The sequence below is a fragment of the Desulforamulus aquiferis genome, from assembly GCF_030577015.1.
In the GTDB taxonomy this organism is placed as follows: domain Bacteria; phylum Bacillota; class Desulfotomaculia; order Desulfotomaculales; family Desulfotomaculaceae; genus Desulfotomaculum; species Desulfotomaculum aquiferis.
Genome location: NZ_JARPTC010000001.1, coordinates 1 through 25542, shown reverse-complemented (window position 1 = coordinate 25542; position 25542 = coordinate 1). Strand labels below are relative to the sequence as shown.

Annotated in this window: 33 protein-coding genes and 5 tRNA genes; 12 read left to right on the top strand and 26 right to left on the bottom strand. The window is 41.2% G+C overall.

The annotated features are described in order from the left end of the window. Window positions 1-4: 4 nt before the first annotated feature. The 9 genes from P6N53_RS00190 to P6N53_RS00150 form a co-directional block, all read right to left on the bottom strand. Window positions 5-706, bottom strand: a complete 702-nt coding sequence (locus P6N53_RS00190; RefSeq protein WP_304540208.1) for a gamma-glutamyl-gamma-aminobutyrate hydrolase family protein — start codon at window positions 704-706, stop codon at window positions 5-7. A gap of 133 nt (window positions 707-839) precedes the next feature. Further along, on the bottom strand, window positions 840-1190 hold the full coding sequence (locus tag P6N53_RS00185) for a type II toxin-antitoxin system PemK/MazF family toxin (protein WP_304540206.1): 351 nt from the start codon (window positions 1188-1190) through the stop codon (window positions 840-842). A gap of 7 nt (window positions 1191-1197) precedes the next feature. After that, complete coding sequence (locus P6N53_RS00180; protein ID WP_304540204.1) at window positions 1198-1473, bottom strand: CopG family ribbon-helix-helix protein; 276 nt, start codon at window positions 1471-1473, stop codon at window positions 1198-1200. 66 nt (window positions 1474-1539) lie between these two features. Next, window positions 1540-2055, bottom strand: coding sequence for an acetolactate synthase small subunit (gene ilvN, locus P6N53_RS00175; protein ID WP_304540203.1), 516 nt, complete (start codon window positions 2053-2055; stop codon window positions 1540-1542). A gap of 153 nt (window positions 2056-2208) precedes the next feature. Continuing rightward, window positions 2209-2583 (bottom strand): zinc ribbon domain-containing protein, encoded by a 375-nt coding sequence (locus tag P6N53_RS00170; protein ID WP_304540201.1) that lies wholly within the window; start codon window positions 2581-2583, stop codon window positions 2209-2211. A 14-nt stretch (window positions 2584-2597) separates the two neighbouring features. Further along, window positions 2598-3053 (bottom strand): N-acetyltransferase, encoded by a 456-nt coding sequence (locus P6N53_RS00165; protein ID WP_304540199.1) that lies wholly within the window; start codon window positions 3051-3053, stop codon window positions 2598-2600. Between the two features lie 135 nt (window positions 3054-3188). After that, entirely contained in the window at window positions 3189-3836 is a 648-nt protein-coding gene (locus P6N53_RS00160) for a rhomboid family intramembrane serine protease (protein ID WP_304540197.1), read from the bottom strand. A 147-nt stretch (window positions 3837-3983) separates the two neighbouring features. Further along, window positions 3984-4319 (bottom strand): hypothetical protein, encoded by a 336-nt coding sequence (locus P6N53_RS00155; protein WP_304540195.1) that lies wholly within the window; start codon window positions 4317-4319, stop codon window positions 3984-3986. Between the two features lie 15 nt (window positions 4320-4334). After that, entirely contained in the window at window positions 4335-5768 is a 1434-nt protein-coding gene (locus P6N53_RS00150) for a glucose-6-phosphate isomerase (protein ID WP_304540194.1), read from the bottom strand. 221 nt (window positions 5769-5989) lie between these two features. Here P6N53_RS00150 and P6N53_RS00145 point away from each other — a divergent pair, with 221 nt between their 5' ends. The 4 genes from P6N53_RS00145 (at window position 5990) to P6N53_RS00130 (ending at window position 7729) form a co-directional block, all read left to right on the top strand. Then, window positions 5990-6277, top strand: a complete 288-nt coding sequence (locus P6N53_RS00145; protein WP_304540193.1) for a spore coat associated protein CotJA — start codon at window positions 5990-5992, stop codon at window positions 6275-6277. 19 nt (window positions 6278-6296) lie between these two features. Continuing rightward, the gene (locus tag P6N53_RS00140) at window positions 6297-6560 is read left to right on the top strand and encodes a spore coat protein CotJB (protein ID WP_304540192.1); all 264 of its coding nucleotides are present in this window, start codon (window positions 6297-6299) and stop codon (window positions 6558-6560) included. Window positions 6561-6575: 15 nt separating this feature from the next. After that, window positions 6576-7148 carry a manganese catalase family protein gene (locus tag P6N53_RS00135; protein ID WP_304540190.1) on the top strand — a complete coding sequence of 191 codons (573 nt, stop codon included), beginning with the start codon at window positions 6576-6578 and terminating at the stop codon, window positions 7146-7148. 116 nt (window positions 7149-7264) lie between these two features. Next, a complete protein-coding gene (locus P6N53_RS00130) occupies window positions 7265-7729 on the top strand; it encodes a YhcN/YlaJ family sporulation lipoprotein (protein ID WP_373322957.1) in 465 nt (154 codons plus the stop codon). A gap of 29 nt (window positions 7730-7758) precedes the next feature. On the opposite strand, the gene yqeB is transcribed toward P6N53_RS00130, so the two are convergent. Both yqeB and P6N53_RS00120 read right to left on the bottom strand, forming a co-directional pair. Further along, the gene (gene yqeB, locus P6N53_RS00125) at window positions 7759-8553 is read right to left on the bottom strand and encodes a selenium-dependent molybdenum cofactor biosynthesis protein YqeB (RefSeq protein ID WP_304540186.1); all 795 of its coding nucleotides are present in this window, start codon (window positions 8551-8553) and stop codon (window positions 7759-7761) included. Then, on the bottom strand, window positions 8554-9699 hold the full coding sequence (locus tag P6N53_RS00120) for an XdhC family protein (RefSeq protein ID WP_304540185.1): 1146 nt from the start codon (window positions 9697-9699) through the stop codon (window positions 8554-8556). Between the two features lie 261 nt (window positions 9700-9960). On the opposite strand from P6N53_RS00120, the gene P6N53_RS00115 reads away from it, so the two are divergent. Together P6N53_RS00115 and P6N53_RS00110 are read left to right on the top strand one after the other, a co-directional pair. Further along, window positions 9961-10908: an NAD(P)H-dependent flavin oxidoreductase gene (locus tag P6N53_RS00115; RefSeq protein ID WP_304540184.1), complete on the top strand. Its 948-nt coding sequence runs from the start codon at window positions 9961-9963 to the stop codon at window positions 10906-10908. Between the two features lie 135 nt (window positions 10909-11043). Next, window positions 11044-11343 carry a zinc-ribbon domain containing protein gene (locus P6N53_RS00110; RefSeq protein WP_304540182.1) on the top strand — a complete coding sequence of 100 codons (300 nt, stop codon included), beginning with the start codon at window positions 11044-11046 and terminating at the stop codon, window positions 11341-11343. Between the two features lie 115 nt (window positions 11344-11458). Here the strand turns inward: P6N53_RS00110 and P6N53_RS00105 are convergent, their stop codons facing one another. Then, window positions 11459-11767: a helix-turn-helix domain-containing protein gene (locus P6N53_RS00105; RefSeq protein WP_304540181.1), complete on the bottom strand. Its 309-nt coding sequence runs from the start codon at window positions 11765-11767 to the stop codon at window positions 11459-11461. 169 nt (window positions 11768-11936) lie between these two features. Here P6N53_RS00105 and P6N53_RS00100 point away from each other — a divergent pair, with 169 nt between their 5' ends. After that, entirely contained in the window at window positions 11937-12197 is a 261-nt protein-coding gene (locus P6N53_RS00100; RefSeq protein ID WP_304540179.1) for a ribbon-helix-helix domain-containing protein, read from the top strand. Between the two features lie 90 nt (window positions 12198-12287). Here the strand turns inward: P6N53_RS00100 and P6N53_RS00095 are convergent, their stop codons facing one another. The 6 genes from P6N53_RS00095 to P6N53_RS00070 all read right to left on the bottom strand — a co-directional run bounded on the left by P6N53_RS00095 (window position 12288) and on the right by P6N53_RS00070 (window position 16188). Next, complete coding sequence (locus tag P6N53_RS00095) at window positions 12288-14720, bottom strand: S-layer homology domain-containing protein (RefSeq protein ID WP_373322956.1); 2433 nt, start codon at window positions 14718-14720, stop codon at window positions 12288-12290. A gap of 157 nt (window positions 14721-14877) precedes the next feature. Then, window positions 14878-15432, bottom strand: coding sequence for a 5' nucleotidase, NT5C type (locus tag P6N53_RS00090; protein ID WP_304540175.1), 555 nt, complete (start codon window positions 15430-15432; stop codon window positions 14878-14880). Window positions 15433-15487: 55 nt separating this feature from the next. Then, a complete protein-coding gene (locus P6N53_RS00085) occupies window positions 15488-15670 on the bottom strand; it encodes a hypothetical protein (RefSeq protein ID WP_304540173.1) in 183 nt (60 codons plus the stop codon). A 152-nt stretch (window positions 15671-15822) separates the two neighbouring features. Further along, window positions 15823-15897: transfer RNA gene (locus tag P6N53_RS00080), tRNA-Thr, on the bottom strand. Between the two features lie 132 nt (window positions 15898-16029). Beyond that, a tRNA-Thr gene (locus P6N53_RS00075) sits at window positions 16030-16105 on the bottom strand. A gap of 7 nt (window positions 16106-16112) precedes the next feature. Continuing rightward, window positions 16113-16188, bottom strand: a tRNA-Val gene (locus P6N53_RS00070). A gap of 154 nt (window positions 16189-16342) precedes the next feature. On the opposite strand from P6N53_RS00070, the gene P6N53_RS00065 reads away from it, so the two are divergent. From P6N53_RS00065 to P6N53_RS00055, 3 genes are all read left to right on the top strand, one after another. Next, on the top strand, window positions 16343-16720 hold the full coding sequence (locus P6N53_RS00065) for a hypothetical protein (protein WP_304540171.1): 378 nt from the start codon (window positions 16343-16345) through the stop codon (window positions 16718-16720). 72 nt (window positions 16721-16792) lie between these two features. After that, window positions 16793-16868 (top strand) — tRNA-Val (locus P6N53_RS00060). A gap of 6 nt (window positions 16869-16874) precedes the next feature. After that, window positions 16875-16951 (top strand) — tRNA-Asp (locus tag P6N53_RS00055). Window positions 16952-17216: 265 nt separating this feature from the next. On the opposite strand, the gene P6N53_RS00050 is transcribed toward P6N53_RS00055, so the two are convergent. Continuing rightward, window positions 17217-17372 (bottom strand): hypothetical protein, encoded by a 156-nt coding sequence (locus P6N53_RS00050; protein ID WP_304540169.1) that lies wholly within the window; start codon window positions 17370-17372, stop codon window positions 17217-17219. Between the two features lie 304 nt (window positions 17373-17676). Between P6N53_RS00050 and P6N53_RS00045 the strand changes: the two genes are divergently transcribed. Then, window positions 17677-17835 carry a hypothetical protein gene (locus tag P6N53_RS00045; protein ID WP_304540168.1) on the top strand — a complete coding sequence of 53 codons (159 nt, stop codon included), beginning with the start codon at window positions 17677-17679 and terminating at the stop codon, window positions 17833-17835. A 65-nt stretch (window positions 17836-17900) separates the two neighbouring features. On the opposite strand, the gene P6N53_RS00040 is transcribed toward P6N53_RS00045, so the two are convergent. The 7 genes from P6N53_RS00040 to P6N53_RS00010 all read right to left on the bottom strand — a co-directional run bounded on the left by P6N53_RS00040 (window position 17901) and on the right by P6N53_RS00010 (window position 24415). Continuing rightward, entirely contained in the window at window positions 17901-18758 is an 858-nt protein-coding gene (locus P6N53_RS00040; RefSeq protein WP_304540167.1) for a stalk domain-containing protein, read from the bottom strand. Window positions 18759-18891: 133 nt separating this feature from the next. Beyond that, window positions 18892-19413, bottom strand: coding sequence for a methylated-DNA--[protein]-cysteine S-methyltransferase (locus P6N53_RS00035; protein ID WP_304540165.1), 522 nt, complete (start codon window positions 19411-19413; stop codon window positions 18892-18894). Continuing rightward, on the bottom strand, window positions 19410-20342 hold the full coding sequence (locus tag P6N53_RS00030; protein ID WP_304540163.1) for a DMT family transporter: 933 nt from the start codon (window positions 20340-20342) through the stop codon (window positions 19410-19412). The genes P6N53_RS00035 and P6N53_RS00030 overlap by 4 nt, the downstream gene beginning before the upstream one ends. A 97-nt stretch (window positions 20343-20439) precedes the next feature. Beyond that, entirely contained in the window at window positions 20440-21627 is a 1188-nt protein-coding gene (locus tag P6N53_RS00025) for an ABC transporter permease (protein ID WP_304540162.1), read from the bottom strand. Continuing rightward, window positions 21617-22357, bottom strand: a complete 741-nt coding sequence (locus P6N53_RS00020) for an ABC transporter ATP-binding protein (protein ID WP_304540161.1) — start codon at window positions 22355-22357, stop codon at window positions 21617-21619. Before P6N53_RS00020 ends, P6N53_RS00025 begins: the two co-directional genes overlap by 11 nt. Beyond that, window positions 22354-23628, bottom strand: coding sequence for an efflux RND transporter periplasmic adaptor subunit (locus P6N53_RS00015; RefSeq protein WP_304540159.1), 1275 nt, complete (start codon window positions 23626-23628; stop codon window positions 22354-22356). Before P6N53_RS00015 ends, P6N53_RS00020 begins: the two co-directional genes overlap by 4 nt. 139 nt (window positions 23629-23767) lie before the next feature. Beyond that, window positions 23768-24415 (bottom strand): DVU0298 family protein, encoded by a 648-nt coding sequence (locus P6N53_RS00010; protein ID WP_304540157.1) that lies wholly within the window; start codon window positions 24413-24415, stop codon window positions 23768-23770. Window positions 24416-24683: 268 nt separating this feature from the next. Between P6N53_RS00010 and speE the strand changes: the two genes are divergently transcribed. Continuing rightward, the gene (speE, locus tag P6N53_RS00005; RefSeq protein WP_304540156.1) at window positions 24684-25511 is read left to right on the top strand and encodes a polyamine aminopropyltransferase; all 828 of its coding nucleotides are present in this window, start codon (window positions 24684-24686) and stop codon (window positions 25509-25511) included. The last annotated feature ends 31 nt before the right edge of the window (window positions 25512-25542 follow it).

Below are 25542 nucleotides of genomic sequence, written 5' to 3'. Positions count from 1 at the left end.
TACATTACTTTCTTGTGGAATTAACAAAAGCTTTAAATATATTAAGAATTCTTTCATCCTTATCCCACATGCATTCCGGGTGACATTGGAGCCCAACCACAAATTTGTGCATTAGGCTTTCTATTCCTTCTATTACACCATCATTGGACCAAGCGGTAGCCCGAAAACCTTCTGCCACCTTGTTAACGGACTGGTGATGAAAGGAATTAACAATAGTTTTCTCTCCAAGGATGGAGGCCAGTTTACTGCCAGGTAAAGTTTTTATGGTATGGGTTCCATGCCACCTGGGACCAGATTGATCATGCTTAAGAGGTTTTGCAATGGATGTTACTATATCTTGAAAAACGTTTCCACCGGCTGCAATGTTTAATAGCTGAATTCCTCGACAAATGCCAAATATAGGAGTATCCTTTTCTAATGCGTACTTAGTTAGGCTTATTTCAAATAAATCTCTCTGGGGACATATATCCCCCATGGCTGGTATTGGTTCTTCTCCAAATAGTATTGGATCAACATCCACTCCTCCAGAAAGGAGCAAGCCATCAATAGATTGGATAATCTGTTCAGAGTGTCTTTCAGATAATACACTTGGTAGGATAAATGGAGTTCCTCCAGCAGCCTCTACTGCCTCAACATAGTACCTACTTAAGAAGGTCCTTCCCGCTTCCCTGTCATAGGAACTTGTTATACCAATAATTGGTGCCATAATTTTCCCCCCCAAAGAAAAACACGCCTAAAACATTGTCCTAATGCGTGCCTTCAATACTTTTCCTTAATCCATTCCATAATATATTACTTTTAAGCGCAAAAATACACCCCTTTTGGAGTGTATTTACTGCTCAAATTTCCACTAAACCTAAACTTATTTCCATGGCTCTGTTCACCTTATACATAAGTTCCTCGTTTAGGGATGAAACCTTTTCAAACAACCTACTTTTGTCAATTGTCCTTAGCTGTTCCAGCAGTATCACGGAATCCTTTTCCAATCCGCTAACCTTAGCCTGGATTTCCACGTGAGTGGGTAGTTTTGCTTTGGCAATTTGAGAAGTAATAGCTGCGATAATTGTTGTTGGACTATACTGATTCCCGATATCATTCTGTAGAATTAATACGGGCCTGATGCCACCCTGTTCCGAACCAACCACAGGGCTTAAATCAGCAAAAAATACGTCTCCTCGCCGGACATGCATGGGTAAATTATCCCTCCGCTTTGGCCAGCTCATAACCAAGATTTACATTTTCCATCCTCTGATACTCGATGGCCAGAGCCAGATTTAATTTTGCCATTTCCAGGTAACCCTTTTTCATTTGTTCCCTGAGAATGCGGCGTTTCCTTTCTGCAATGTATAATCTCATTGCTTCCCTAATAAACTCACTGCGGTTGACGCTTTCTGCCTCGACAATATCGTCTACTTCTGCCAGCAGACTGTCGGGTAGGCTAATCATGATTCTTTTGATTTGAGCCTGAGACACCTACCGGACCCCCCTGTCTTCAATACTTATTATATATACCATTATATATACCCAATTACGGGTAAATTATGTCAGATAACTATCCGGGGCATCCTTGGCTGCACCGGGTCCCCGATCAAGGGATATTTTCCCTGTGCGAACCATTTCTACTATCCCATGTTCCCTGAGTATGGCACAAAGGGCATCAATTTTTTCCTCGGTTCCAGTAAGTTCAATAACCATTGTTTCACTATTGACATCTACCACACTGGCCCTGAAAATATCCACAATATTTACAATATCGGCCCTTCTGCCGGCATCTCCTGCCCGAACTTTGATTAATGCCAATTCACGATTAATAGAATCCGAGGAAGCCAATTCGTGTATTTTTATTACATCTACCAGTTTACTAAGCTGCTTGACCACCTGATATAAAATATGGTCATCACCCTGAACCACCAAAGTTATTCTGGTGATATTGGGATCTTCGGTATAACCTGCTGCAATACTTTCTATGTTAAACATTCTTCGACTTAAAAGGCCCGAGATTCTGGCCAGAACACCGGGTTTGTTTAATACCAGCACGGCCAAACTATGTCGCATCAATAAACCTCCTCAACAACCCGGTTGTTACACACAAAGCCGGTAAAAAATCTTAACAAGCTGGGGCCAAAATTACTGTGCAGCTTGATTTGTTAATATTTCTATAATTCTTTGATAGATTCCTTTATATCATCCAATGTAATATATGGATGCTTATTCAGTTACCTTATCGCCACAGGCAGGGCAATATTTTGCCTCTTCGGGCAACTCTGCATTGCATTTAGGACATATCGGTGGTTTAGGTGTGAGTTTAGCAATTTGTTCATTTAACATATCAATTTCTTTTTCTAGACCCTGGGTACTTTGGTTTAGGCGCTGAATTTCTTCCCCAAGGCCCTCTTCTCCCTTGAAGTTTCTATAGCTTAGCTCACCGATAGCCTCCAGGTTGTTCTTAACAATTTTTTCTAATTTATTAACTTCGTACCTCATTTTGGTTACTTCCAGCAATTCCCCTGACCTTCTTGTTAAACCTTTAGCCTTTTCTCCAATGTCCTTTGCCTTTTCACCGATGTTCTTGATGAATTCCATAAGACATTCCTCCTTTATTCAAGGTCTATAATAACTGCACTCTCTTCGCAGTTGGGAAACTGTGGACAATTGACACATTCTTTCCAAACCTTTTGGGGCAAATCCTCTTTATCAATTAATCTAAATCCACATTTAGCAAAAAAACCAGGCTTGTAGGTTAATGCAAACACCCGTGGTAGTTCAAGGTCCCTTGCCTCTGCTAAAAAAGCATTTACCAGCAGCCTACCCAAGCCCCGCTTAACATATTCAGGAGCAACTGCCAAGGCCCTTATTTCAGCTAGATCATCCCATAGGACATGTAAGGAACCTGCAGCAATCACCCTATTATCAGTCTCAACTACCAAGAATTCACGAATCCCCTCGTAAAGGGTTGTCCTGGCCCTGGCTAGCATTTGGCCCTCTGTTGCATAATGACTGATTAATTTGTGTATCTCTTCAACATCCGATATCTTAGCTTTTCTGATATGCACCCTTACATCTCCTCAACTGCAAATAGTATATGTTTCTTTATATATTCGCCACCTTGTTTAGATACCCTGCTAGATTCGTCATATTTAGATAGTTTACTAATTTGTAGTTTTATTCAGTCCTAAATTATCTTGCCATCAGTAAGGATGTTTTTCAAATAGCTTCACCAATAAAGCACCGGCAGCAAAGCCACCTATGTGAGCCAAAAAGGCCACCGGCTGAGCTCCGGAAATATTAATGGTCTGACTAATAATTTGCAGCACAAACCAAATCCCTAAAAAGTATAGGGCCGGTATACGTATAAACTGAATAAAAATAAATATTGGCACCAGTGTTAATACTCTAGCATGGGGAAATAGAATAAAATAGCCCCCGAGAACACCGGCTATAGCTCCGCTGGCACCAATTAAAGGTATGGTAGAAGCAGGTTCAGAGAGTACATGGGCTAGGGTTGCAATATAACCAGTAATTAAATAAAAGATAATAAACCTGGCCTTGCCCAGCCGGTCTTCAACATTATCTCCAAAGATCCAAAGATAAAGCATATTTCCCAGAAAATGAAACCAGCTGCCGTGCAAAAACATGGCTGTGGTCATTACAGTTATTTGGCCAAATATACTCATGTCAAATAGCCTTGCTGGTGTTACCCCGAATATATAAATTAGTTGCTCTACACCCCTGCCTAGGGATTGCTCAAAAAACCAGATCACGGCATTAATAATTATAAGTGTAATGGTTATGATAGGAAACCGCCTGGACGGTATGTCATCCTTTAAGGGAATCAATATCCCACCCCCTGCCTATTGTGCTATTATTATATTCTATATTATTTTATAAATATTAAAATTTGCTTAAACTTTAATTAGAAAACTATGTCTAAGGGCTATATCATCCAATAGCCCGCAGTTGCCTGCGGGCTATTCTTAAAGAGTCTATTGACCCTTTACACAGGGTCCTTTTGGATCAAGGTTTGATAATACCTTGGGACTTACCTCCCGCCAAGTCTCGCCTAAAGGCTTTAAAAAATCTTCCTCTAATCGTTTCATTTCCATGTCAAAATCTTCAACTGGTCCATTGCCTTCTACGATGGTTTCCATATTTTTGTGGGCGTCCTCTGAAAAAACCTTAAAAATTATCTTGCCTGTGGTAGGCTCCCTTTTGGATAATACCTTGAGTCTTTTGCCATCTAAGTCCCCAACCAGTATTTTATGTAGTTCTTCATCTGGTGCTTTGTAAATGTATATGTCCTGTTCCGGCAAGCGCTGCATTTTTCGCCCTCCAAATTATAGTATGTATTCCTTCCGCTTAGCTGGGCGGCTATCTAATTCCTCTTTCTTATCCTCATATCCAGGTCTGCCCAGGAGCGCATAGGTGGCATTTTTCCCTTCCTCCACCCCTGGTTGATCAAAGGCATTGATATTTAGCAGTTCCCCAGCAAAGGCAGTTTTAATCTCTAGTAATTGGATCAACTGACCAATGGTAAAGGCATTTACCTCAGGCAATGTAATGGTACAGTTTAGACGTTGTGCTTTCATAAGAGCATATTCTGTTGCCAGCTGTTCTGCGGTGATTAGTTCCTCCATAGTATGCCCACCCAGAAAGGCAACTGCAGGGATATCCAAAAATATTTTTGGAATTTCCATGCTGATGCGGTACTTACCAACTCCTAAGAATGTAACTACCTTATCAAAGGGACCTTCAGTATACAACTGCACCTGGGAATGCTGATCAGTTGTTCCCAAGGCTTTAACTGGCGTTTGGCCGGTATATACTTCATTATTGCTGAGATCCATTCTTTTACCCAGGCTTTCTGCCCATAGTTGTGCGTACCAATCAGCAAAAAACTTAAGGGAATCTGCATATGGCATCATGACTGATATATTTTTACCATTTTTCATTGCTAAGTATTGTAATACAGCAAGAATATAGGCCGGGTTTTGAAAAACTTCCTCTTGATCACAAATTTTATCCATAAAGGCTGCCCCGGCTAATAGCTCTTTTATATCAATACCACATACTGCTGCCGGCAGCAATCCAACAGGAGATAGCTCAGAAAAACGACCTCCAACTCCTTCAGGAATGATAAAGGTTGTATAACCCTCCTCCTTAGCCAGCCTTATTAAATTGCCCTTTGCCTGATCTGTGGTGGCTATTATATTTTTTGCATAATCACTGCCCAACTTTTCCTTAAGCATTTTGCTCACAATCATAAATTGAGACATGGTCTCAGAGGTACTGCCAGATTTGCTTATGACATTAAAAACGGTTTTTTGCAAGTCAATAATGTCAAAAAGAGCTTGCATCCTTTCAGGATCAACATTGTCAACCACGTAAAACCTTGGTCCGACCCTCTTTTCTGCCTGCAGTTCATTATAGTGCAAATGATTTAGGGCAGTCTGCACAGCTAAAGGCCCTAACGCCGATCCGCCTATTCCTAACACTACAAAAGCTTCGTAACGTCCACGGATATCTTCTGCAGTTTTATTAATTGCTTCAATTAGATCATCCTGGTTAAAAGGCAACTCCCTCCAGTCCATACCGCCTTTTTTACGTTTTTCTCGCATATTATGGTGGGCCAAACGTATCTGGCTATCTAAACTGGCAATTTGTCTTCTTGAAAATCCTTCCTCTGGGCCAATAAACTCTTCCATCATATTATTTATGTCTACCCTAATTCTCATTTCTTCCTGCCAATTGGGCTGTTGATAATTATTCATCCCTCAATCCTCCTTGTTACCTGTTCCAATTCATTATTTTTCCTCAATACCTGAATTACCTTCAAAATGGATAAGTTAGTTTACCCCTTTTACCAACAAATCACAATTAATTCCGACATATTGTTTTTATACCCTTGCATTTAGAATTCTTTGTAACAAAATAGACCGCTTACTCATAATGTGGTAAATAAAGGAAAAAACAAAGTTTGGAGGTATGTGCTTTGTTTAGAGATGAAAATGTTACTAACCAGCCCCAGGCTCAATCAGTGCCAGCTGATTCCCAGGATGTGGCCCAAACCGGTATGTTACCGGGTCCCGGCATAACTCCCCCATCTTATCAACCTATTCATGGACCATCAACCGGATACTTGCCTGGAATGCCCATCCAGGGATTGGAGTTAGCCCGTGTGTATATCCCCTTCCAAAGGTTTGGTCCTGTCTTTGATCTAACCCGGGCCTTAGATCTTGGCACCTTGTTCCCCGAATTATATCGGCCCTATCCTTACTAAATGTTGGAGGTGAAGTTTAATGAATCCCCGTCATCAGGTACAATTGCTCAGGCAAATTCAAGAGCTTGAATTTGCCACCTTGGAGCTTAACCTGTTCTTAGATGTCCAACCACAGGATCAACAGGCATTGGCCATGTATAATAAACTACAATCGGAATTAATGCAATGTGTGCGAACCTACGAACAAGCCTATGGTCCACTCCTAAATTTCGGGTTCTCCCCTAACATGCATGACTATTGGAAATGGGTCGATTCACCCTGGCCTTGGGAGATAAAATATTAGAAAGGATTTGTGATTATGTGGGTTTATGAGAAAAAACTACAAATACCCGTAAGGGTTTCGGGGCCTGACCCTCGCTTGGCAAAATACATTATAACTCAATACGGTGGTCCAGAGGGTGAATTATCGGCTTCCCTTCGTTATTTAAATATGCGTTATACCATGCCTACCGGCAGAGCAAAAGGGGTACTGACAGATATCGGTACCGAGGAGTTAGCTCATATGGAGATTGTGGCAACCTTGGTGTATAAGCTTATCGAAGGTGCCTCTATTGAGGCTATTAAGGCTGCCGATTTAGGCGCCCACTATGCTGACCACGGCAGAGCCCTTTATTGGGAAAATGGTGCTGGAGTTCCCTGGATTGCTGCCTATGTTTCAGCCACAGATGATCCTGTTGCAGATCTTCATGAGAATATGGCCGCTGAGCAAAAAGCCCGGGCTGTATATGAGAACCTTCTAAACTTAACTGATGATCCCTGTGTTAAGGATGTACTCCGATTCCTCAGGGAACGGGAAGTAGTGCATTATCAACGCTTTGGCGAGACTTTAATGTATGTGGAGGAATACTGCCGCCAGAAGAAAATTTACTAATATTACATTTAACAATTCTCAAGCTATCCCCATGAATAAGGATAGCTTGAGCTTTTTCTATTTATATTATTGTAATAACCTGTTCTTCCCTCAGGAATACTAACCTCTGGAGGGAGGTGAGAGAATTGATTATCAGTCGAAAACTAATGGCTATATTTCTATTCGTTTTTTTGGTGACTTTAATTGTTGGCTGCACTGCCGCCCGTAAGCCGGAACCAGATGCCAATAGAAATCCAGCTGCCCAGGAAAATCAGCAGGCCCAAACCTTAGCAGCAGAAGCCGCCAGGGTCGAGGGGGTAAAGGAAGCCTATGTGGTTGTTTCAGGCAATATGGCCTTGGTAGGACTAAGCATTAACCGGGATGTAACCGATGCTGAAACAAACCGCATCAAGTCTGAGGCAGGTCAAAGGGTACAAGCAGCAGATGGACAAATTACAGACGTGCGGGTTTCTACAGACCCTGATACTGTGGTCAGGATAAGAAATATTTTCAATGGAATTGGCCAAGGTAGACCCCTTTCTAGTTTTGAAACAGAGATAACTGAGCTTGTAAGGCGAATTGCTCCAACAAAAGAGCAATAAACAATAGGTCCCTTGATACGTCAGGGGACCTATTGTTTATTTTTAAAGTATAATATTCCTTCTAATACTCCGCCAGCAATGGCCAAGGCTTTATCAGAAACTGTATAACAGTGCCTCTCCTCGCAGCGGGGATCAATATCACCAATTTTTAATCCCTTATACACTTTAATACCGTCCTTGATTAAGCCCCTTAAAATACCGCCAATTTCAGCCTTTATGGGATAGGAACCCACATATCCCAGAATATCACCAGCTTTTACAGTACAATTGATTTCTACACAAGCATTAAAGGTTCCGTTGGCAGGAGATCTCACCAGTCGCTCCTTAGTATATCCGTTAACTGCACCTGGCAGCCCGGTATCTGGCTGGGCTGTACCCTTTAAAATCAAACGTCCTAGGTAATGACCCCGGTTTGTTTCTACGACTGCATGAACGTCTACCCCTGCGGTGAATCCCGGTCCCAGACCTATTACTATTGGAGCATCAGTTATAGTGGTGCCGGTATTGCGCTTGGCTATAATTGCATCCACCAACACAGTCGGTTTTAATTTTAAGGCTTCTTCGGCGGCAGGATCGATCAATATCGGTATATCCCCTTTATTAATCACCTTTATGGCCTCCTGATGGTCCTTGACTAGCCGGGCCGTCACCCCTTCCACACTATGTTTGCCTTCATAGACTGCTTCAGCAAAGGAAACACTTCGACGCACCATCATAGGCCTAGCAATTTCAGTCATGACCACCTGCATCCCACATTTTAAAAGTCGGTATGCCACTCCGCTGGCTAAATCCCCAGCCCCTCTGATCAATACAATGTTGTCCATTTAGACCAACCTTTCAATAAAGACATCCATCTGCCCACCGCACACCATACCTTCATCGGCGGCGGTAGCAGCATCCATCATCACCCTATGTAGTTTTGCACCATGGGAATCAAACAACATCAGGGCTTCTCTACGCACCTCAGCTTCTCCACAACCACCACCAATGGTACCTATACATGTACCATCGGGCAATACCAGCATTTTTGCACCTGTCTTCCTTGGTGTTGAGCCCTTAGTACGAACAATAGTGGCTAATACCACTGGTAGCAGTTGTTCTTTTGCCTTTAATATTTGTTCTAGCATTTCCCATTGCTGTCTGCTAGAGGTTAGTGCAATTTTCCCACCTATTACTCCATTTTTTGCTGCCACCAGTTGTGCCGCAATACTTACGGCTATTTCTTCAGGGGTTTCTGCACCAATAGCAATACCTATGGGCATGTGCACCTGGTTCACAACTTCTGGGGAATATCCCTTACCAATCAGATGCTCTTTTACCATTTTAACTCGCCTTTTACTTCCTATCATACCGATATAGGCTGGCTCAAATTGCAAGACAGCTTCTAAGCATTCCAGATCATGCTTATGACCCCTGGTAACAATAACAACACTGGTACCCTTGTCAATTTTATGCTGCCGCAGGGCCGATTGGAAGCTATCACAGATCACCAGCCGGGCAGCTGCAAACCTCTGCTTATTGGCAAATGCCGGCCTGTCATCCACCACAGTAATTTCATACTGTAAAAGTGAGGCAATATTCACTAAGGGTTGGGCAATATGTCCCCCGCCCAATACTAGAAGCTTGGCCACAGGGTGGTAACATTCACATAGTATATTTACTAAACCTGTATTTGTTTTAATTTCTACCACCTGGGCACCCTTCTGGTTTAGCATGCTTTGCTTGTGCCGTTGAATAGCAGAGGCCAGTGGCGACTCTAACAATTCACCTGCAAGCTGGGACTCTGTAATCAGCAGCCTCTTTCCAATAAATTGTATATTGGTTTGATCAGCTTCAATAACGGTAGCCACTGCCAGACTTTCTTTATTTTCAATTATTTGCTGCATAATTCTAGCTAAAAACCTCCTGAAAGCATTAAAATGATTAGAAATAATCAAAAACCCCCGGTTACAGAATAACTTCTGCTCCATTTGTGGTCAACTCTTAATTGTTTATAAATTAACAAAATACCCCGGGAATAACTTCAATTATATTATCAAAAATTGTTAATAGTAGTTTAGAAATATACATGATTTGTTTTTAGCATTAAATATAAACGCCAAACATTTCATGTTTATTTTATGTAATCTTTGGCAATGTAAATGTTGGAACAAGTTTGATTTGCAAATATCGTCGTTTTTTGATTTAATAATAAAGGTAGTATTAGGTATTAACGGAAGGAGTTAGTATAAGTGAATTTTCCTACCCTGAAAATTGGACGGTTTATCCCCAAGTATCCCATAATTCAAGGAGGCATGGCTGTAAGAGTTTCCACCGCCCCCCTAGCGGGTGCAGTTGGTAATGCAGGTGGAATAGGAGTCATCGGTGCCACCGGGATGGAGCCAGAGGAATTACGTGACGAAATACGTCAAGCCAGAGCCATCTCACCTAACGGAATCATAGGAATAAATATTATGTACGCAGCCAGAGAGTTTGCCAAAATTGTGCGTACTGCAATAGAAGAAAAGATTGATATAATCTTTACTGGGGCCGGGTTCTCCCGGGATATTTTCTCCTGGGGCAAGGAATCCGATACACCAATAGTTTCTATAGTATCTTCAGCAAAGGTTGCTAAAATGGCTGAAAAGCTTGGTGCCTCTGCAGTTGTGGCCGAGGGAACTGAGGCCGGAGGTCACCTTGGCACCGACCTTTCAATTAAAGATATCCTGCCCGAAATAAGGAAGGCTGTAAAGATACCTGTCATTGCTGCCGGAGGTATTACTGATGGAAAGGGAATTGCAGAAATGCTCCGGCTTGGTGCTGACGGCGTCCAATTAGCTACCCGTTTTGTGATGAGTGTGGAATGTACAGTATCAGATGCCTTTAAAAAGCATTATATGAATGCCACAGCCGATGATGTCGTAACTATACTTAGTCCAGTTGGGCTCCCTGGCCGAGCTCTAAAGAACAGTCTAGTTTCACGTATTCATAGCGGTAATGCCCCTGAACCGGAAAACTGTCAGGTATGTTTAAAACATTGTTCTCAGTCTTTTTGTATTATGGATGCTCTGATGAACAGCCGAGATGGGAATATTGAAGACGGTCTGGTTTTCTGTGGACAGAACGTTCACCGTATAAAGGATATCCTGCCCGTTAGCACGATTTTTGACCGGTTGATAACAGAGGTTGCCGAAGCCTAAGGTTGATTTTTTCCTAATCCTGGTGTTATACTGAAATTGCCTCTAATTTTTCATAATGCTGACTGTGGCATTGGTAATTAACATTTGTTAGCACAGAAGAAATTTAGGGAGTTTCATTATTCGGGGGAGATAGGTTTGGTATTTTCTGACAGAACTCTAGTTTGCCGGGATTGTGGAGCAGAGTTTTTATTCTCTGCCCGCGAACAAGAATTTTTTGCTGAAAAGGGTTTTCAAAATGATCCTTCACGCTGCCCTTCCTGTAGAGCGGCGCGCAAGCAACGCACCCAAGGCAATGAAGGTTACCGTCCGGCCCAGCGGCAATTATATGAGGCTGTGTGTGACGACTGTGGTGTAACCACTCAGGTACCATTTCAACCAAGCGGTACAAAACCAGTTTATTGTCGCGAATGCTTTCAAAATATTCGTAACAGATAAACTTAACTAGGTAGTTATACCGAATGCTATTGCATTCGGTTTTATTTTTATGAGAAAGAAAAAGATGAGACTTACCATGTCTCACCTTTCTCCTAACATTTTTGACCTTTTCATGCTAAACGTACAAATCTTCAGTACTAATTTTTCTAGCTTCAACCCCGCCCCTAACTGACTCTTCATAGTCAATTTCACTTTCAAAACTCTCCCCCGTGATAAAATCAATTGAAACACCACAGGTATCGGCTATTAAGTTAAGTGGTTCCCACTCCGGGTACATTAATCCTTTCTCAACTTTTTGTACCCATTTTGAAGTTTCTCCTATTTTAAATGCCAGCATTTTCTGGGTAAATTCCTGTCCACTTCTTTTGGCCCTATGTTCCCGGGCTCTCTTTACTCTGAGGCCTAATTCCTTTGGGCTATACACTAGTTGCCGCCTCCTTTTTAAAATTACTTATCGTTATTATTTGCTTAACTGTCGTTGGTATGAGTGGTAATTTTTTAAAAGAATTATTTTACCAAATTTGGTTATTTACTTATGTTAAATTAACATATTATATACTATACCAAGGAAAAACAGTAAAGGAGGCAACATCATGCGAAGACACAAAACCATCACAATTAGTATTCCTGAAGATCTGGTCGATTATCTCGACAAAAAAATTATCCAAATTAATCGGAGTTCCTACGAAGAAACCAACCGCAGCCAATATATTCGATTATTAATTAAGAAAGATATGGTAAATTTCAATACCCCCATGTCCTCTTCCTTGAATAACAATAATTCAGAGGAATTAAACGGTACCGACCTGGATTATTATAATACCCTTTTAAACCTGGGGGGATACAAAAGATAGGTTAAAACAACACGTCTGTAATGGTCGGATAACTCCGGCCATTTTTGTATTTAAATAAAAAATAGGGTGGATATTACATCCACCCTAGAATTACTTAATTTTTAAATATTCAACCTCGTCATATCTAAGTTCAAATTCTATATCCTTTCCTTTATACGAACCCAAATCCGAAAATTCAATGGACCTATCGTTGCGATCCTTTAGGGTGGCACGTTCTGCTATGAGGAACATATGTGTTACTCCATTTCTCGTACCATTGTCTTGGTAAATATACGCCCGCCCCGCCGATATTTTTTCAAGATTGCCGGTCAGCTTAATTCTTTCATAATTAGTTACCTTGATTCTAGTAACTTTACTGCTTTCCACTCTAACCTCAGCCTCAGAGCCAATTATGATTTTATCCAGATAGTTACCGTTATCATTTACTACCGTTACATCATCATCCAAGGTATAGAGCGTAGTATTACCATTTCTCTCGATCTTTATCTTATCTTCATTAATATCCAGCTCGGCTATGATTCCACTATAAGAACCGTTGGAGACAGATGAGCTAGTACCTAAATTTATTGTAATTACTTCATAATTCTTATTAAGAATAACTCGAACATTGTCTCCGCTGCGGAGGCTTCTAAAGGTTCGACTTCTACCATCCTCCCAAACAGTCACATTGCTAACTACATCATAGGTTCTCTTTCTGTCACTGCTATTTTTAATTTCTATGGTTTGGTCGTAGGTATCAATATGGGTTATTTCACCTTCGACTACTTCGGTATCCAAAACATCAATTTTTGTTACATAATCCCGGGAATTTGTTGTTAACTTAACATAATCGTGTTCATTAATATAATCAAAGCTACGTTTACTACTGTTATTGTATCTATAAACCTCTACATTATCATTAACATCATAGGTCTTTTCCGATCCGTCTGACTTTTTAATAGTGATGCGGTAGGTGCCAGAGGTCTTTATGTAGGTAACCTCCCCTTCTAAGTCAGACACAGAAGAACTATTATCTAGTAATTTAATATTGCTTGCCTGTTGTTGATCCGTGATTTCTATTTCTACAGTATCACCTTGTTCTATATCACTTCTGCTGATAGTATAACCATCTTTGTCTTTGATTTTGTAATTACTGGTAAAAGGATAGGTCCGATCATAGCCGTCAGCATCTTCGATGGTAATCCCAGAGGAACCCACACTCACCACGTGGCCAAAGACCTTAGGTGTTTCACTTAATGGCACAATATTTGTTACGAGGCCGCCGACCTTTTCAAGGGCTACCCTCTGACCCCTGGCAAAATTAGTATACCCGGAGCTAACTGATGTCCTATCAATTTGTTCACTTGTACCATCATCATATCTAACGGTAAAGTAATCTAAAAAGGAGTTTATAATGTAGCCTTTTGACTCTTTACCAGACAAAAGTAGCTTTATCTCTGAAATACTCCCTCCCGAAAACTTAACCTCCGCCCTTGTTCCACTGGTTAATGATGTTAAGTCCTTGAGATAACCATTTTGACTTATTATCACCGTACTTAATAAAGGATAAGATGTAATGGAACCATTGTCGGGTTGAAAAGTAATTGTTAAAGGATTATTTACTTGCAGACCTTGTATAGTGCCTGTAAGGGTGTTCTGAGTAGGAATGCTAGTTACAGGGGGATCAACTGTCGAAGTACTAGCTGAGGTATCAGCCAAATATGTAACTTTGCCTGTCGAATCTAAAACCACCTTAACATTGTCATTAGCTTTAAAGGCACCAATTGTACCCTTGCTCCCACCCCTGAATAGTTCGGCATCACTGGCCAGGGAAAGGGTTAAGGTTTGTCCTCCCTTTGTGACTGTAATCTTTTTATTTGTTGAATCTACAGAGCTTACCTTGGCCACATAGTAATTACTGGCCTGAGGATTTATTTTGCCGTTCTCAAATAGTCTAGCAATAATTACAGCCATTTCACCCCTGGTTACGTTAGCATTTGGCTCAAACTTATTATCTGTTTTCCCAACCATTACCCCATGCTTCACGGCAGCAGCCACAAAGGGCTGCAGACTGCTGGCAATTGCTGCATTATCAGCAAAGTTCAGCTGATAGCCATCTGCACTAAGGTTTAATGCATTGGCAAAAAGCACGGCAATTTCAGCCCGGCTGGCCGGATGCTTGGGCTGCATAGTTGGAATCCCCGACTTAGAGATATATCCCTTGTCTGCGGCAAAGGCTACATTTCTTTTACCCCATTCTGGAAAATCAGCGGGAAAGTTATATCCACCTGGTGACATGGCATAACCATCTGCTTCGTTTCTAAAGCCCAGGGCCCTGTTTAGTAAAATAATTGCTTCCATTCTTGTAACCGATTCCTTGGGAACAAACAAGTCATCAGATCGCCCCACCATGATGCTTGCAGCATTACATTCGGCAATTGACTGCTCCCACCACTGCCCCGCGGTATCTTTAAAGCCGGCCCCCCAGGCAGAGGATAAAGGAACCAGTAAAGCTATCAAAAAAGTAAGCAACTTGAGTCTCAATGTCATTACCTCCATAATCATTTATTCTATAAAATCTGGATAGCCAGTAGAAATTCTTACCTATTTTGACGATTAATTTAGTTAATTCGTTACAAACTTTATTATTCCTGTTAAAAATTTTGGAAAAAAAATGGGCATCCCAACTAGGATGTCCTGATTACCTTTGATTAGAAATTGAATTATATACTTGATTCCAAGTTCTGCACCTGGTTCCTTTCCATGGCCAGAAGCGATTGTGGGGGGCATCATATAATATAACGTCAATGCCTCCAGTTGCCAACTGGTAACCGTTATGAATGTTATCTTCAATCATTAGCCTAACCTTGAGTTCTTTACAAACATCAAGCTTATCATGGGAATTTAATAAATGGAGTCCCCTGTAGGGAATACCCTGCTGGTGTAGCCATTTTTCAGTGATTTCCGCATAACGAGGGTTCCTGGCAGTTATTATATGAACTTCCCAGCCATCATTAACTAACTGTTTAATATTCCTTCTGGCATAGGGAATAACCGGACTGGTGCTAATAATCTCTTCTTCCCTTTGCTCCATCAAATTGATAAAATCATCTTCTGTGATAGAGTAGACCTTACACAGGTTATATTGGTAAATCTCATCCCCAAGTAATTTTTTACCACTATGGGTGTTTAGGGTGTCCACTAAAAGGTTTAAATTATCAGCTATGGTTCCGTCCAGGTCTATACCAATTTTCAAAGTCATCCACCTCCCACGATGCACAAGTGTAGTCCACTAAGTAATTATATTATAGCTATTCTTTGTCTAGTCTCTTCAATATTTCCAATTGCCAATAATGTAAAATTTGAAGTTCTCTAAGCCTCTTATGAATTTCACGTTCCTTTTTAATAGCCACCGTTTCCCCTAATTGATATTTTAATCGGTATATTTCTAGCTTCGTATCCTCTATGGCCCTATCTAATTCTTCTCTATTCATACCCTTCACCTCAGCAAGAAACCTAATCAAACATTCGTCAATTGGGGAATAACTCCTGCAGTACCCTTTTATTTTATTAAATTAATCATTCAATCATAAATGTATATTATGCAAAATTAAAAGAACTGCAATTTATGCAGCTCTCCATTTCTTGGAGCCGACGATGGGACTTGAACCCACGGCCTGCTGATTACGAATCAGCTGCTCTACCACTGAGCTACGTCGGCTTAATCTATACATGCAGGACTATTTTACCACAAGCTAAAGTTTGGCTGCAATATTTGCTGTTCTGCTGATTTTCTAGGTTGTGTAATAACATTATAAAAAATAAAAGTTCCGCTGGTAAGCAGAACTTAAATTGGAGCTGCTAACCGGGATTGAACCGGTGACCTTATCCTTACCAAGGATACGCTCTACCTACTGAGCTATAGCAGCAATATTATGGTGGGCGATGACGGGATCGAACCGCCGACATCCTGCTTGTAAGGCAGGCGCTCTCCCAGCTGAGCTAATCGCCCGTTGCAAAGGTTATGTTAACAAAAATTACATCCTAAGTCAATGAAATATTTTGCCACAGGTTATAGCTGAATCTGTTATCTATTCTTTTTGATGTCTAGAGGAACTAACATTTTGTTTATACTCTCAAGAGAAGATATTACTTGGGGGATTTGAGTGAACAAAATCCTATTTGATTTTCCTATTTACCAGGATAGAATAGCTGTTTTCTTAGCAATTAAATACTTTCTAAAAAATCAAACGGGTGCGTCAAGGGACTCTATGCTGGAGTTAATGACAATATTTCTAAGTAAATATGGAATTAAAAGATTTCTATTTGACAATTTCTCTATACGCCTAAATCAAAAATCAAAATTAGCATATATCTATGGTCTGCAAAAAGCAGAAAGCAATTTTTGTCCGGGTTGTGGTACCTACATATTTAAATACGACAGTCCTGTAAGAATATTAAGCATAGAAGAAAATATAAACGATAGAGTAACTTACGGCTGTGCCTGCGGAGAAATTTTTTTTCGCATAGAGCTAAATAAATAATTATATTTTAATAAAATTTTAATGTTGACTAAGACAAGATATTTTGTTATTATATGTCTTGTCAGTCACTAAGGGCGATTAGCTCAGCTGGGAGAGCGCCTGCCTTACAAGCAGGATGTCGGCGGTTCGATCCCGTCATCGCCCACCAAACTATGGAGCTGTGGTGTAGTGGCCTAACATGCCTGCCTGTCACGCAGGAGAACGCGGGTTCGACTCCCGTCAGCTCCGCCACTTTATAGAACCAATACCAATGGTATTGGTTCTTTTTCATATAGTCAGTTTTCTGGTCAATTTTTCTTGTTCTAAAAACTTGTATTGTTGCACATTATTAAATATTAAGGATGATTTAAATAACCTACCTCCTCCTATGTATCCGCCCTTGCCTCCTGGGCGGTTTTTTCTGCAGAAATAAAAAAGGCAAGCAAAATACTATTGCCGCCTGCCATAATAATAATCCTTAAATTTATTAAACCCGGGCATTAACCGGGTTTGTCCATTATACTTGATTGGCAAAAATAATCAGGGTTATTATTAATAATCCCCCGCAAATGCCTGCTAAAATCTTTTTAAAACCATTGTTGGCTTCGGCAAACTTTTCTTCTTTTACCTGATGGATAGTTTTCTTCTCAATGTTTCTCTTTATTTTTCGCATTTCTATCCTCCTCTCCCGCAGTTGATTATACCATTTCTATATTAAGTTTCAATTAATTTTTTCAGTGAATTGTTTCCTGTTTACCTAAAAATATCTTGTTGATATTTCTGTTGCTTAGAGGAGTTTTCTATTTATTACAGAACAACTAAAAAAAATACTATATGCGGGTGATCAAATGGGTAAATTAGTATTGATCATTATTATAATACTTAGCTTAGTTATATTATCAAAGTGGTCGAAACGCAGTCATTGGAAGGATTAAAATTGCCCCCTACAAGACAAAATAGTCTTGGGAGGGATTAATATGATCATGGACTCAAAGGGCCTTTGCCACCCCTGGTGGGTTTTTCCCACAGCCTTAGCCTTTGGTTTTGGTATCGCAGTTATTATGGGAGCCCCCATTGGAAGACAGGTAAACAGGGCTTTTTCGGTTTGCCAACAGCAACCAAGAAAACCGTATTAAAGGCTAAGTGGGCCCTTCGGGGCCCACTTAAGCTATATTCGGGTTTTAATAATCCCTCACGACTCCTATCCCCGCAGTGGACAGCTATCATAGTAAATATCCTCCACCAATAATTTACCACTGGCATCTTTTCTTAAATGATAGATTCTGTATTCAAAGTTATCCAAACCCTCTTCTCCCCATAAAGGTAATTTGCACTGGACAACTGCATCTAATTCACTTAGCTGAGTTACTATAAACTCCTTGCAATATTGCAGCGGTGTCATTCCTTCACTAAAGAAGCCTACATATTTACCCCTTTCAGAACCGCCCTGCCAGGTATTATCAATATATTTTTGGCTCCAATAATCCCTTAGGAGTTCCTCCAGGTCTTCTTTATCAATTAGCTTAGGGGATGCTTTTACCCTGCACTGTTTAATAAATTCTTGATTATTATAGTACTCAGCCCTCATCATTTGCCTGTCTGCCGCTAATAGATGTCTTATTACACCTTCATTAGTCATTTCCGGATGGGTATAAAAGGATACCCACTCATTATTAATGTCCATGGATAATTCTAAACCTACTAGCCTTGCCAAGTCTGTTGCAGCCAGCATAGTATTAGCGCCTATTAACTGAGGTGCGGCATCTTGTTTGATCTCAATACCATTATGTACTAATTTAGGCTGCCATAGATATATTTCAATTTTAGACTTCTCCCTTGTTGCCGATATCAATCCCTGATCTTCATTAAAGGTTACCTGATAGCCCATCTCCCTAAGCAAGGGCCTGATTGGCACAATTAGCTTACCTTCAATACTAACAATACCCTCACCCTCCATCACTATTTGACCATCAAGATCAATCCCCGAGGCGTAAACAGGCGATGAAGCAAAGATTAGTAATAATACTAGCATTAACGAAACCACAAGTCTTTTTCCCATAAATACCACCCCACATAATAATCCTTGTTGAATTTTATGCAGGTTAATTAACATTTATTACCATTTATAATGTTATATTATGTCTAATAGCTAAAATGTCTATAAAAAAAATAACCCAAGATATCCCGGGTTACTATCCACTATACTTTATGCTTTCGATTTTCAGCAACCGTCTCTTCCAAGAAAGTCCGCTGCTAAAGCCACCTAAGCCTCCGTTTGAGGCTAACACCCTGTGACAGGGAACTACCAGCAACCAAGGGTTAGAACCAACCGCCCCGCCCACTGCCCTGGCCCCTTTAGGTTTGCCAATTTCCTTTGCAATATTTCCATAGGACAAAAATGATCCATAGGGTATTCGGGAAACCACTTCAAGAACACTTCTCTGAAAATCTGTTAACCTGTCCCAACATAACTGTACGTTAAAGGCCACCGATACCCCATTAAAATAATCTACCATATCCGAGGCCAATTGCTGCTGATATAGACCCAGATTCATACCAATGGGCAGGCTGCGGAGTTCCTCTCCAACATAGCGGCCTAAAGTAGCTATGGCCTCCCCTTTCTCCCCATGGGGCAAGGTTAGCCCTGCCAATTTTTCCGATTGCCACAGGGCGGCACAATAACCCTCTGAAGTTTCTATCACTTGTATTCTCATACTGATGCACCCCCTTGCTTTTGTTCATTGCTTAAGCCTTGTGGTTCCAGTGTCTTCTGGGAAGTAATAAAAACATATAGCCCTACAATTATCACACTACCTCCGAAAATTTGAATCATTGAGGGCACTTCACCAAATATAACCAAAGCTAAAATTGTTGCTCCTATTGGCTCCCCAAGTATACTAACCGATACAACCGCTGCCTTTACATATTTTAAGGCCCAGTTAAAAAGTGAGTGACCAAATATTGTAGGAACTATTGCCAGACAGATAAACCATACCCAGGTCATGGATGGATATGGGTAAAAAGCCGAGCTAAAGACCAAGTTAAGTAGCAGCAATACAACGGTAGCCGTACCATAAACCAAAAATGTATAGGGTAGGAGCGACATACCCGCCCGGAGCTCCCTGCCTATCAAAACGTACCCAGCAACAAAGAACGCCCCTGATAATGCTAGTAAGTCTCCCCATAGGGCCGACCCACCTACGGTAAAATCATTTATACCGATAATAATACTGCCCCCCAGGGCCAGAGCAGCCCCTAGCAAACCCCTTTTCCCAACACCTTCCCGGTAAAATATATATCCTCCAATAATTACAAACAGAGGGTGCATTGTGACAAGCACCGTTGAACTGGCAATAGAAGTATAATTAAGTGAAGTAATCCACACTGCAAAGTGGAGTGCCAGCAAGGCTCCCGCTAAAGCTGCCAGGCAAAAATCCCTCCTGGATATTTTTCTTAATTCCGTTCTACCAGTAAAATAGGTGGGAACAGCTAAAATAAGTATAGTAAACCCTAACCTATAGAAGGCAATTACCAAAGGAGGAGCTTCAGCTAGTTTAGTGAAAATACTGGAAAAGCCTGCAGCCAGCACCCCAATAAGCACCACTATATAAGGATTTATCCCCGGTTGCCCTATATTGCCCACGATTAATGACCCCCTGTCAATGTCATTAGTTATTGTTCTGCACCGGGGTATATATTTCCTCTTAACTATAGATTTTAGTTGCAGACACCCGCTCCTGCTAATCCCTCCTTAATGCCACAATGGGATCCAGTTTTGAAGCTTGATTTGCGGGATAGATACCAAAAAACATTCCTACTCCTGCAGAAAACGTAAAGGCCGCCAGCACAATCCACCAGGATATCAGGGACGGCCAATTGAATACTTTGGCCACCAACATTGCCCCACCGCAGCCAATAATAATGCCAATAATCCCTCCTAAGATACATAAAACTATTGCTTCTATTAAAAATTGCACCAAAATATCTCGCCTTTTTGCTCCAAGGGCCATTCGAATACCAATTTCCCTGGTCCTTTCAGTAACTGACACCAACATAATATTCATAACTCCGATACCACCTACAAGCAGGGAGATGGCTGCTATAGAACCTATAACAAGAGTCATAATACCGGTAATCTTGCTGGCAGACTGCATTTCCTGCTCCATGCTAAATACTGCATACCTGTTCGGTGGAGCGTTGTGCCTTCGTTCTAAGATTAGTTTTGTTCTATCCATTGCCTGGTAAACCATATCTCTCTCGGAAGCACTGCCAACCAATTGATTTATAACTGTCCAGCGGGTTGCATTATGTAGCACCGAAATGGGAACATAGGCTCTTTTGGAACTGTCGAAGCCTAATACTGAGTCTCCTTTTTTCAATACACCCACAACAACCACAGAGGTGTCGTTAAAAATGACCCTTTGTCCCACCGGATTCTCCGGACCAAATATTTCATTGGCTAAATCCGCATCCAAAACCACAACGCGCCTGGCCACTGTCTCATCCTCATCATTAAAAAACTTTCCCCATTGCATCTCCAGATTCCTGATATTTAGGTAGTCTGCTGTCGTTCCAATTATTTGTACCCCCTTTTCCCCAAGGGGGCCTCTCATTTTTGCCTGGTGGTAGCGAACAGGAGCAAGATATTTAACCTCGGGAACCAGGTTCTTTATTACCGAGACATCAACCATGTCAAAGTCCCTGCCTGTTGAATATTCTCCTTCCCGGTAGTTTACATAAACTTCAAATAAATTGGTGCCGTAATTCTCCATTTCTTTCATGATCATGGCTCTACCGGCCTGACCGATGGCAACCACGGCAATTACCGCCGCAATCCCAATGACAATACCAAGGGTAGTCAGGAAGGACCTGAGCTTATTATTGCGGATTCCCTCAACGGCTATCAGTAAATACTCACTAAAATTCATGGGTTACCCTCCCTTCAGTAAGGGAGTTTAATATATCCCGAGCATCTATAGGATTAACAGTTGCTTCGTCACGTACCAGCTGCCCGTCTCTAAAAAAAATTTGCCGCTCGGCATGCCGGGCAATATCAGGTTCATGGGTAACCAGTACTATGGTAGCCCCCTCCCGGTGGAGTTCTTGAAAAATTGCCATTATCTCTTCACCGGAGCGTGTATCCAATGCCCCGGTTGGCTCGTCCGCCAATAATACGGCCGGTTTATTCACCAAGGCCCGGGCAATGGCAACCCTTTGGTTTTGTCCACCTGATAATTCATTTGGTCTGTGCTCAAGACGATTACCTAAACCGACCCTCTCCAGGGCCTTTGCAGCCCTCTGACGCCTCTCTGAGGGCTTTATCCCCGCATAAAGCATAGGCAGCTCAACATTCTTTAGGGCCGAAAGCCTAGGTAGTAGATTAAAGGTTTGAAAAACAAAACCAATCCTTAGGTTACGTACTATAGCTAGCTGATTGTCATCCAGTGTTGAGACTTCTTGACCTGCCAGTTGGTAGGCACCACAGGTAGCCCTATCTAATAAGCCCAGCAAATTCATAAAAGTAGATTTACCAGAACCGGACGGTCCCATGACTGCTACAAACTGTCCCTGTTCCACATGTAAGGTTACCCCTTTAAGGGCCTCTACACCTAATGAACCATTTATGTATGTTTTGCCCAAATCAACAACTTTTATCATTTTTGATCACCAGCAGATACATTCTGACCATCCTTCATGGTCTTAGGGGGATTAAGTATAATAACCTCACCAGGTATCAACCCAGATATAACTTTATCATATAGCTCATTTCCCTTTTCAGTTTGTACCGTACGTTCCCTAGCCACTCCGTTTTCTACTACATACACTATTTTTTTGCCGCTCATCTCAACTATTGCCTCAAAGGGAATAGCTAGCATCTCATTTTTTTCCATGGTTGTAATGGTTAAATTTACTGTGTAGCCGGGCTTTAGACCTGTGATATCACCATCCAATTGTATTGTTACAGGTACATTAACAATATCACCTTGACTGCTCTGCTGGGCTATTGCTGCTGATGAAACACGGGTAACCTTACCACCATAAATTTTTCCAGGTATGGAAGCGCAGATAACCTCAACTGATTGGCCTACCTTAAGATCACCCGCATCAATTTCATTAACATAGGCAGTTACCTCCAGTTCTGAATCACTGCCCACCACAATTAAGCGGCTACCTTCCATAACCCTATTGCCCTTTTCTGCCCCCACAAATAAAACAACACCATTTCTTTCGGCAACAAAAGTTGCTAAATCTAACCTCTCTTTTGCCTGGGCTACCTCTTGAAGACCTAAGTCCACCTGTGCCTTTAGGGAAGCTGTCTCCCTGACCGCAGAACCCAGATTATATTTAATCAGGGCTTGCTGATAATCAACCTCTGCCCTGGCATATTCCACTTTGGCAGCCTCCACCTGTTCAATGGGAATTGCTTCTCCCTGGAAAAGATAATTAATACGTTCTAAGTTATTCTTGGCTTTATCATAAGAAGCCTCTGCCTGTTTTAAGGCCAACTCATCGTCAACTGCTTGGGCCCTGGCCAAGCTAGCCTCCAATGCTGCTAATTTAGCAACAGCTTGTTGATACTGTCGTCCCAGCTCATTGGTGTCTAATCTTCCAAGTACTTGACCCTTTTCAACCCTGTCACCAACCTTAACAGACAGTTCCATCAGGGTGCTGTCCACCGGTGTAAAAAATTCCTGCTTTTCGGTAGACTCTAACCTGCCATTAGTGATAATACTCTGCTCAATATCTTGTTTTTCTACTTGAATTGTTTTTATTGCCCCTAAGGCTGTGTCCTTTTTGGGCACTAACAGGCTTGCAAGGGTTATCAATATTGCTATTATTAGTAAGATTTTAACCCATCTGGGCCAGCCTTTGACTTTAAACTTAAGCTTTGTAAATTTGCCCACTGGACGCTGGGATTCTAACTCCATTTTTTTACCTCCACTTAAAAATAATCTTCTTAACTTAGACGATTATATCAGGAAAACATTTCACCTTTTTGAATTATTTTCATATTTTTTGCAGAAAAAAATCTGGTCTTTGCTAAACCAGATTTTTTATCCGTACCTTTTAACATTTACTTTTTATTTTTGCTATGGCCTCCTTGGCCAACTCATCCACTGATTTGATAAACAGTTCCCTATTTTGATATACTTCCAGCTTTTCTTTATCATCAATTAAACCTTGCACCGTAGGCAAAGCTGCCTTGACTCCTATCTCCCCCAAGGCCCAAGCGGCATAACCCCTTACTTCCGGCCTAGGATTAGCTAGAAAATTCGTAAGTAGAGGAATATATCCTATGACCAGCAGTGGGTCCGCTTGCCCTATCCTACCTAATGTCCAAAGAATCCCCCTGTGAAAAATATCCTCCCCTGAAGCGTTAACAACAACAGGCACAAATTCCCCAAATGCCTTGGGATGGTGATAAATGATTTCTCCTATTGCTTCCGGGGCACTCCAGCCGGCACTCCCTGATTCGTCGTTCATAGACCATAATAATCTCCTGATCAGTTCCCTAACTGCCTCAGGATTATTGATATACAAGGCCTTGCTTATAAGTCCTAAGCCTTCAATGGCATGCCAACGTTCCTTTCCATAAGGATGGTATAAAAAGCTTAGGACATATTTGATTACTCCCTGATTACTAACTGCTCTATGGGCTAATTCCTCAAACTTGTTTTCCTTCAGCAGCAGAGCAACTTCGTTTCTTAAGGACATTGAGATCACCACCACAAATAACTTATGCACCAATTATAACTGTAAAGGTTAATACTACAATTCAATTTAATGTTTTCTTAATATAAGTGTAAGGGTATTGTGATATCCCTAGGATAAAATGAAAATGTGTAAGCAACTACCCTCCTTAGTCCCGACCTCCAAAACAGGAGGTCTTTTTTACGTCCAAACCTACCAAAACATGGTATAATTAATTTATTGCTTTAAAAAGAGGTGACAAAGAAAAACAAAATCAAGGAGGTATCATCGTATGTTAGATTTCTGGTTCACCGAAAATCACACTAATAGCTATAAGGTTTCCTGGCGGGTAACTAAGCTGCTGCATAGTGAAACTTCTGCTCTCCAGGAAATTGCAGTCATTGAGTCTCCGGATTTAGGACGTGCATTACTTTTGGATAATGTGGTTCAAACATCTACCCGTTTTGAATTTATTTACCACGAAATGATTGCTCATGTTCCACTAATGATTCACCCAGCTCCTAAAAAGGTATTGATTATAGGAGGGGGAGACGGAGGTGTTGCCAGGGAAGTAATAAAGCACCCTACCGTAGAACAGATTGACCTTATTGAAATTGATGAACGGGTAATACGGGTATGCCAAGAGTGGATGCCAGATCTTAGCTCCGTTCTATCATCAAAAAAAGTAAATATACTTATCCAGGATGGTTTGCAATATATAAAAAAATTGTCAAACCATTACGATATTGTTATCATTGACTGTACCGACCCTAGCGGTCCCTCCCTTGAACTCTTTTCAAAGGAATTTTACCAAGATGTTTTTGACGCCTTAAAAGCTGATGGGATATTAGTCTCCCAAACCGGCTCACCAATTTTCAGCCCTCACTTTAGACAGGCACTAAAAAACCTCCAGGAAGTATTTCCCCGAACCAGACCTTATCTAACCTGTGATCCCACATACTTTGCAGGTTATTGGAGCTTTACCATCGGCTCTAAAGAATATGGCCTAGAAAATATTATTAACGATAGATTCTCCAGTTTAAACACACTGTTTTATACCCCTGAAGTGCATAAGGCTGCTTTTGTAATCCCTAGGTATATTCAAAATATTATTGATTAGGCTAAGGCCAAATCAAAAAGGCGTCTGGGAA

Bases quoted from the DNA above. Each gene is read 5' to 3' on its own strand.
- P6N53_RS00150 (WP_304540194.1), bottom strand. From the start codon at position 5,768: ATGAATAATTATCAACAGCCCAATTGGCAGGAAGAAATGAGAATTAGG.
- P6N53_RS00010 (WP_304540157.1), bottom strand. From the start codon at position 24,415: ATGTCCTTAAGAAACGAAGTTGCTCTGCTGCTGAAGGAAAACAAGTTT.
- P6N53_RS00190 (WP_304540208.1), bottom strand. From the start codon at position 706: ATGGCACCAATTATTGGTATAACAAGTTCCTATGACAGGGAAGCGGGA.
- P6N53_RS00040 (WP_304540167.1), bottom strand. From the start codon at position 18,758: ATGGGAAAAAGACTTGTGGTTTCGTTAATGCTAGTATTATTACTAATC.
- P6N53_RS00135 (WP_304540190.1), top strand. From the start codon at position 6,576: ATGTGGGTTTATGAGAAAAAACTACAAATACCCGTAAGGGTTTCGGGG.
- P6N53_RS00100 (WP_304540179.1), top strand. From the start codon at position 11,937: ATGCGAAGACACAAAACCATCACAATTAGTATTCCTGAAGATCTGGTC.
- P6N53_RS00155 (WP_304540195.1), bottom strand. From the start codon at position 4,319: ATGCAGCGCTTGCCGGAACAGGACATATACATTTACAAAGCACCAGAT.
- P6N53_RS00120 (WP_304540185.1), bottom strand. From the start codon at position 9,699: ATGGAGCAGAAGTTATTCTGTAACCGGGGGTTTTTGATTATTTCTAAT.
- P6N53_RS00170 (WP_304540201.1), bottom strand. From the start codon at position 2,583: ATGGAATTCATCAAGAACATCGGTGAAAAGGCAAAGGACATTGGAGAA.
- speE (WP_304540156.1), top strand. From the start codon at position 24,684: ATGTTAGATTTCTGGTTCACCGAAAATCACACTAATAGCTATAAGGTT.
- P6N53_RS00025 (WP_304540162.1), bottom strand. From the start codon at position 21,627: ATGAATTTTAGTGAGTATTTACTGATAGCCGTTGAGGGAATCCGCAAT.
- P6N53_RS00015 (WP_304540159.1), bottom strand. From the start codon at position 23,628: ATGGAGTTAGAATCCCAGCGTCCAGTGGGCAAATTTACAAAGCTTAAG.
- ilvN (WP_304540203.1), bottom strand. From the start codon at position 2,055: ATGCGACATAGTTTGGCCGTGCTGGTATTAAACAAACCCGGTGTTCTG.
- P6N53_RS00035 (WP_304540165.1), bottom strand. From the start codon at position 19,413: ATGAGAATACAAGTGATAGAAACTTCAGAGGGTTATTGTGCCGCCCTG.
- P6N53_RS00185 (WP_304540206.1), bottom strand. From the start codon at position 1,190: ATGCATGTCCGGCGAGGAGACGTATTTTTTGCTGATTTAAGCCCTGTG.
- P6N53_RS00020 (WP_304540161.1), bottom strand. From the start codon at position 22,357: ATGATAAAAGTTGTTGATTTGGGCAAAACATACATAAATGGTTCATTA.
- P6N53_RS00045 (WP_304540168.1), top strand. From the start codon at position 17,677: ATGATCATGGACTCAAAGGGCCTTTGCCACCCCTGGTGGGTTTTTCCC.
- P6N53_RS00085 (WP_304540173.1), bottom strand. From the start codon at position 15,670: ATGAATAGAGAAGAATTAGATAGGGCCATAGAGGATACGAAGCTAGAA.
- yqeB (WP_304540186.1), bottom strand. From the start codon at position 8,553: ATGGACAACATTGTATTGATCAGAGGGGCTGGGGATTTAGCCAGCGGA.
- P6N53_RS00140 (WP_304540192.1), top strand. From the start codon at position 6,297: ATGAATCCCCGTCATCAGGTACAATTGCTCAGGCAAATTCAAGAGCTT.
- P6N53_RS00050 (WP_304540169.1), bottom strand. From the start codon at position 17,372: ATGCGAAAAATAAAGAGAAACATTGAGAAGAAAACTATCCATCAGGTA.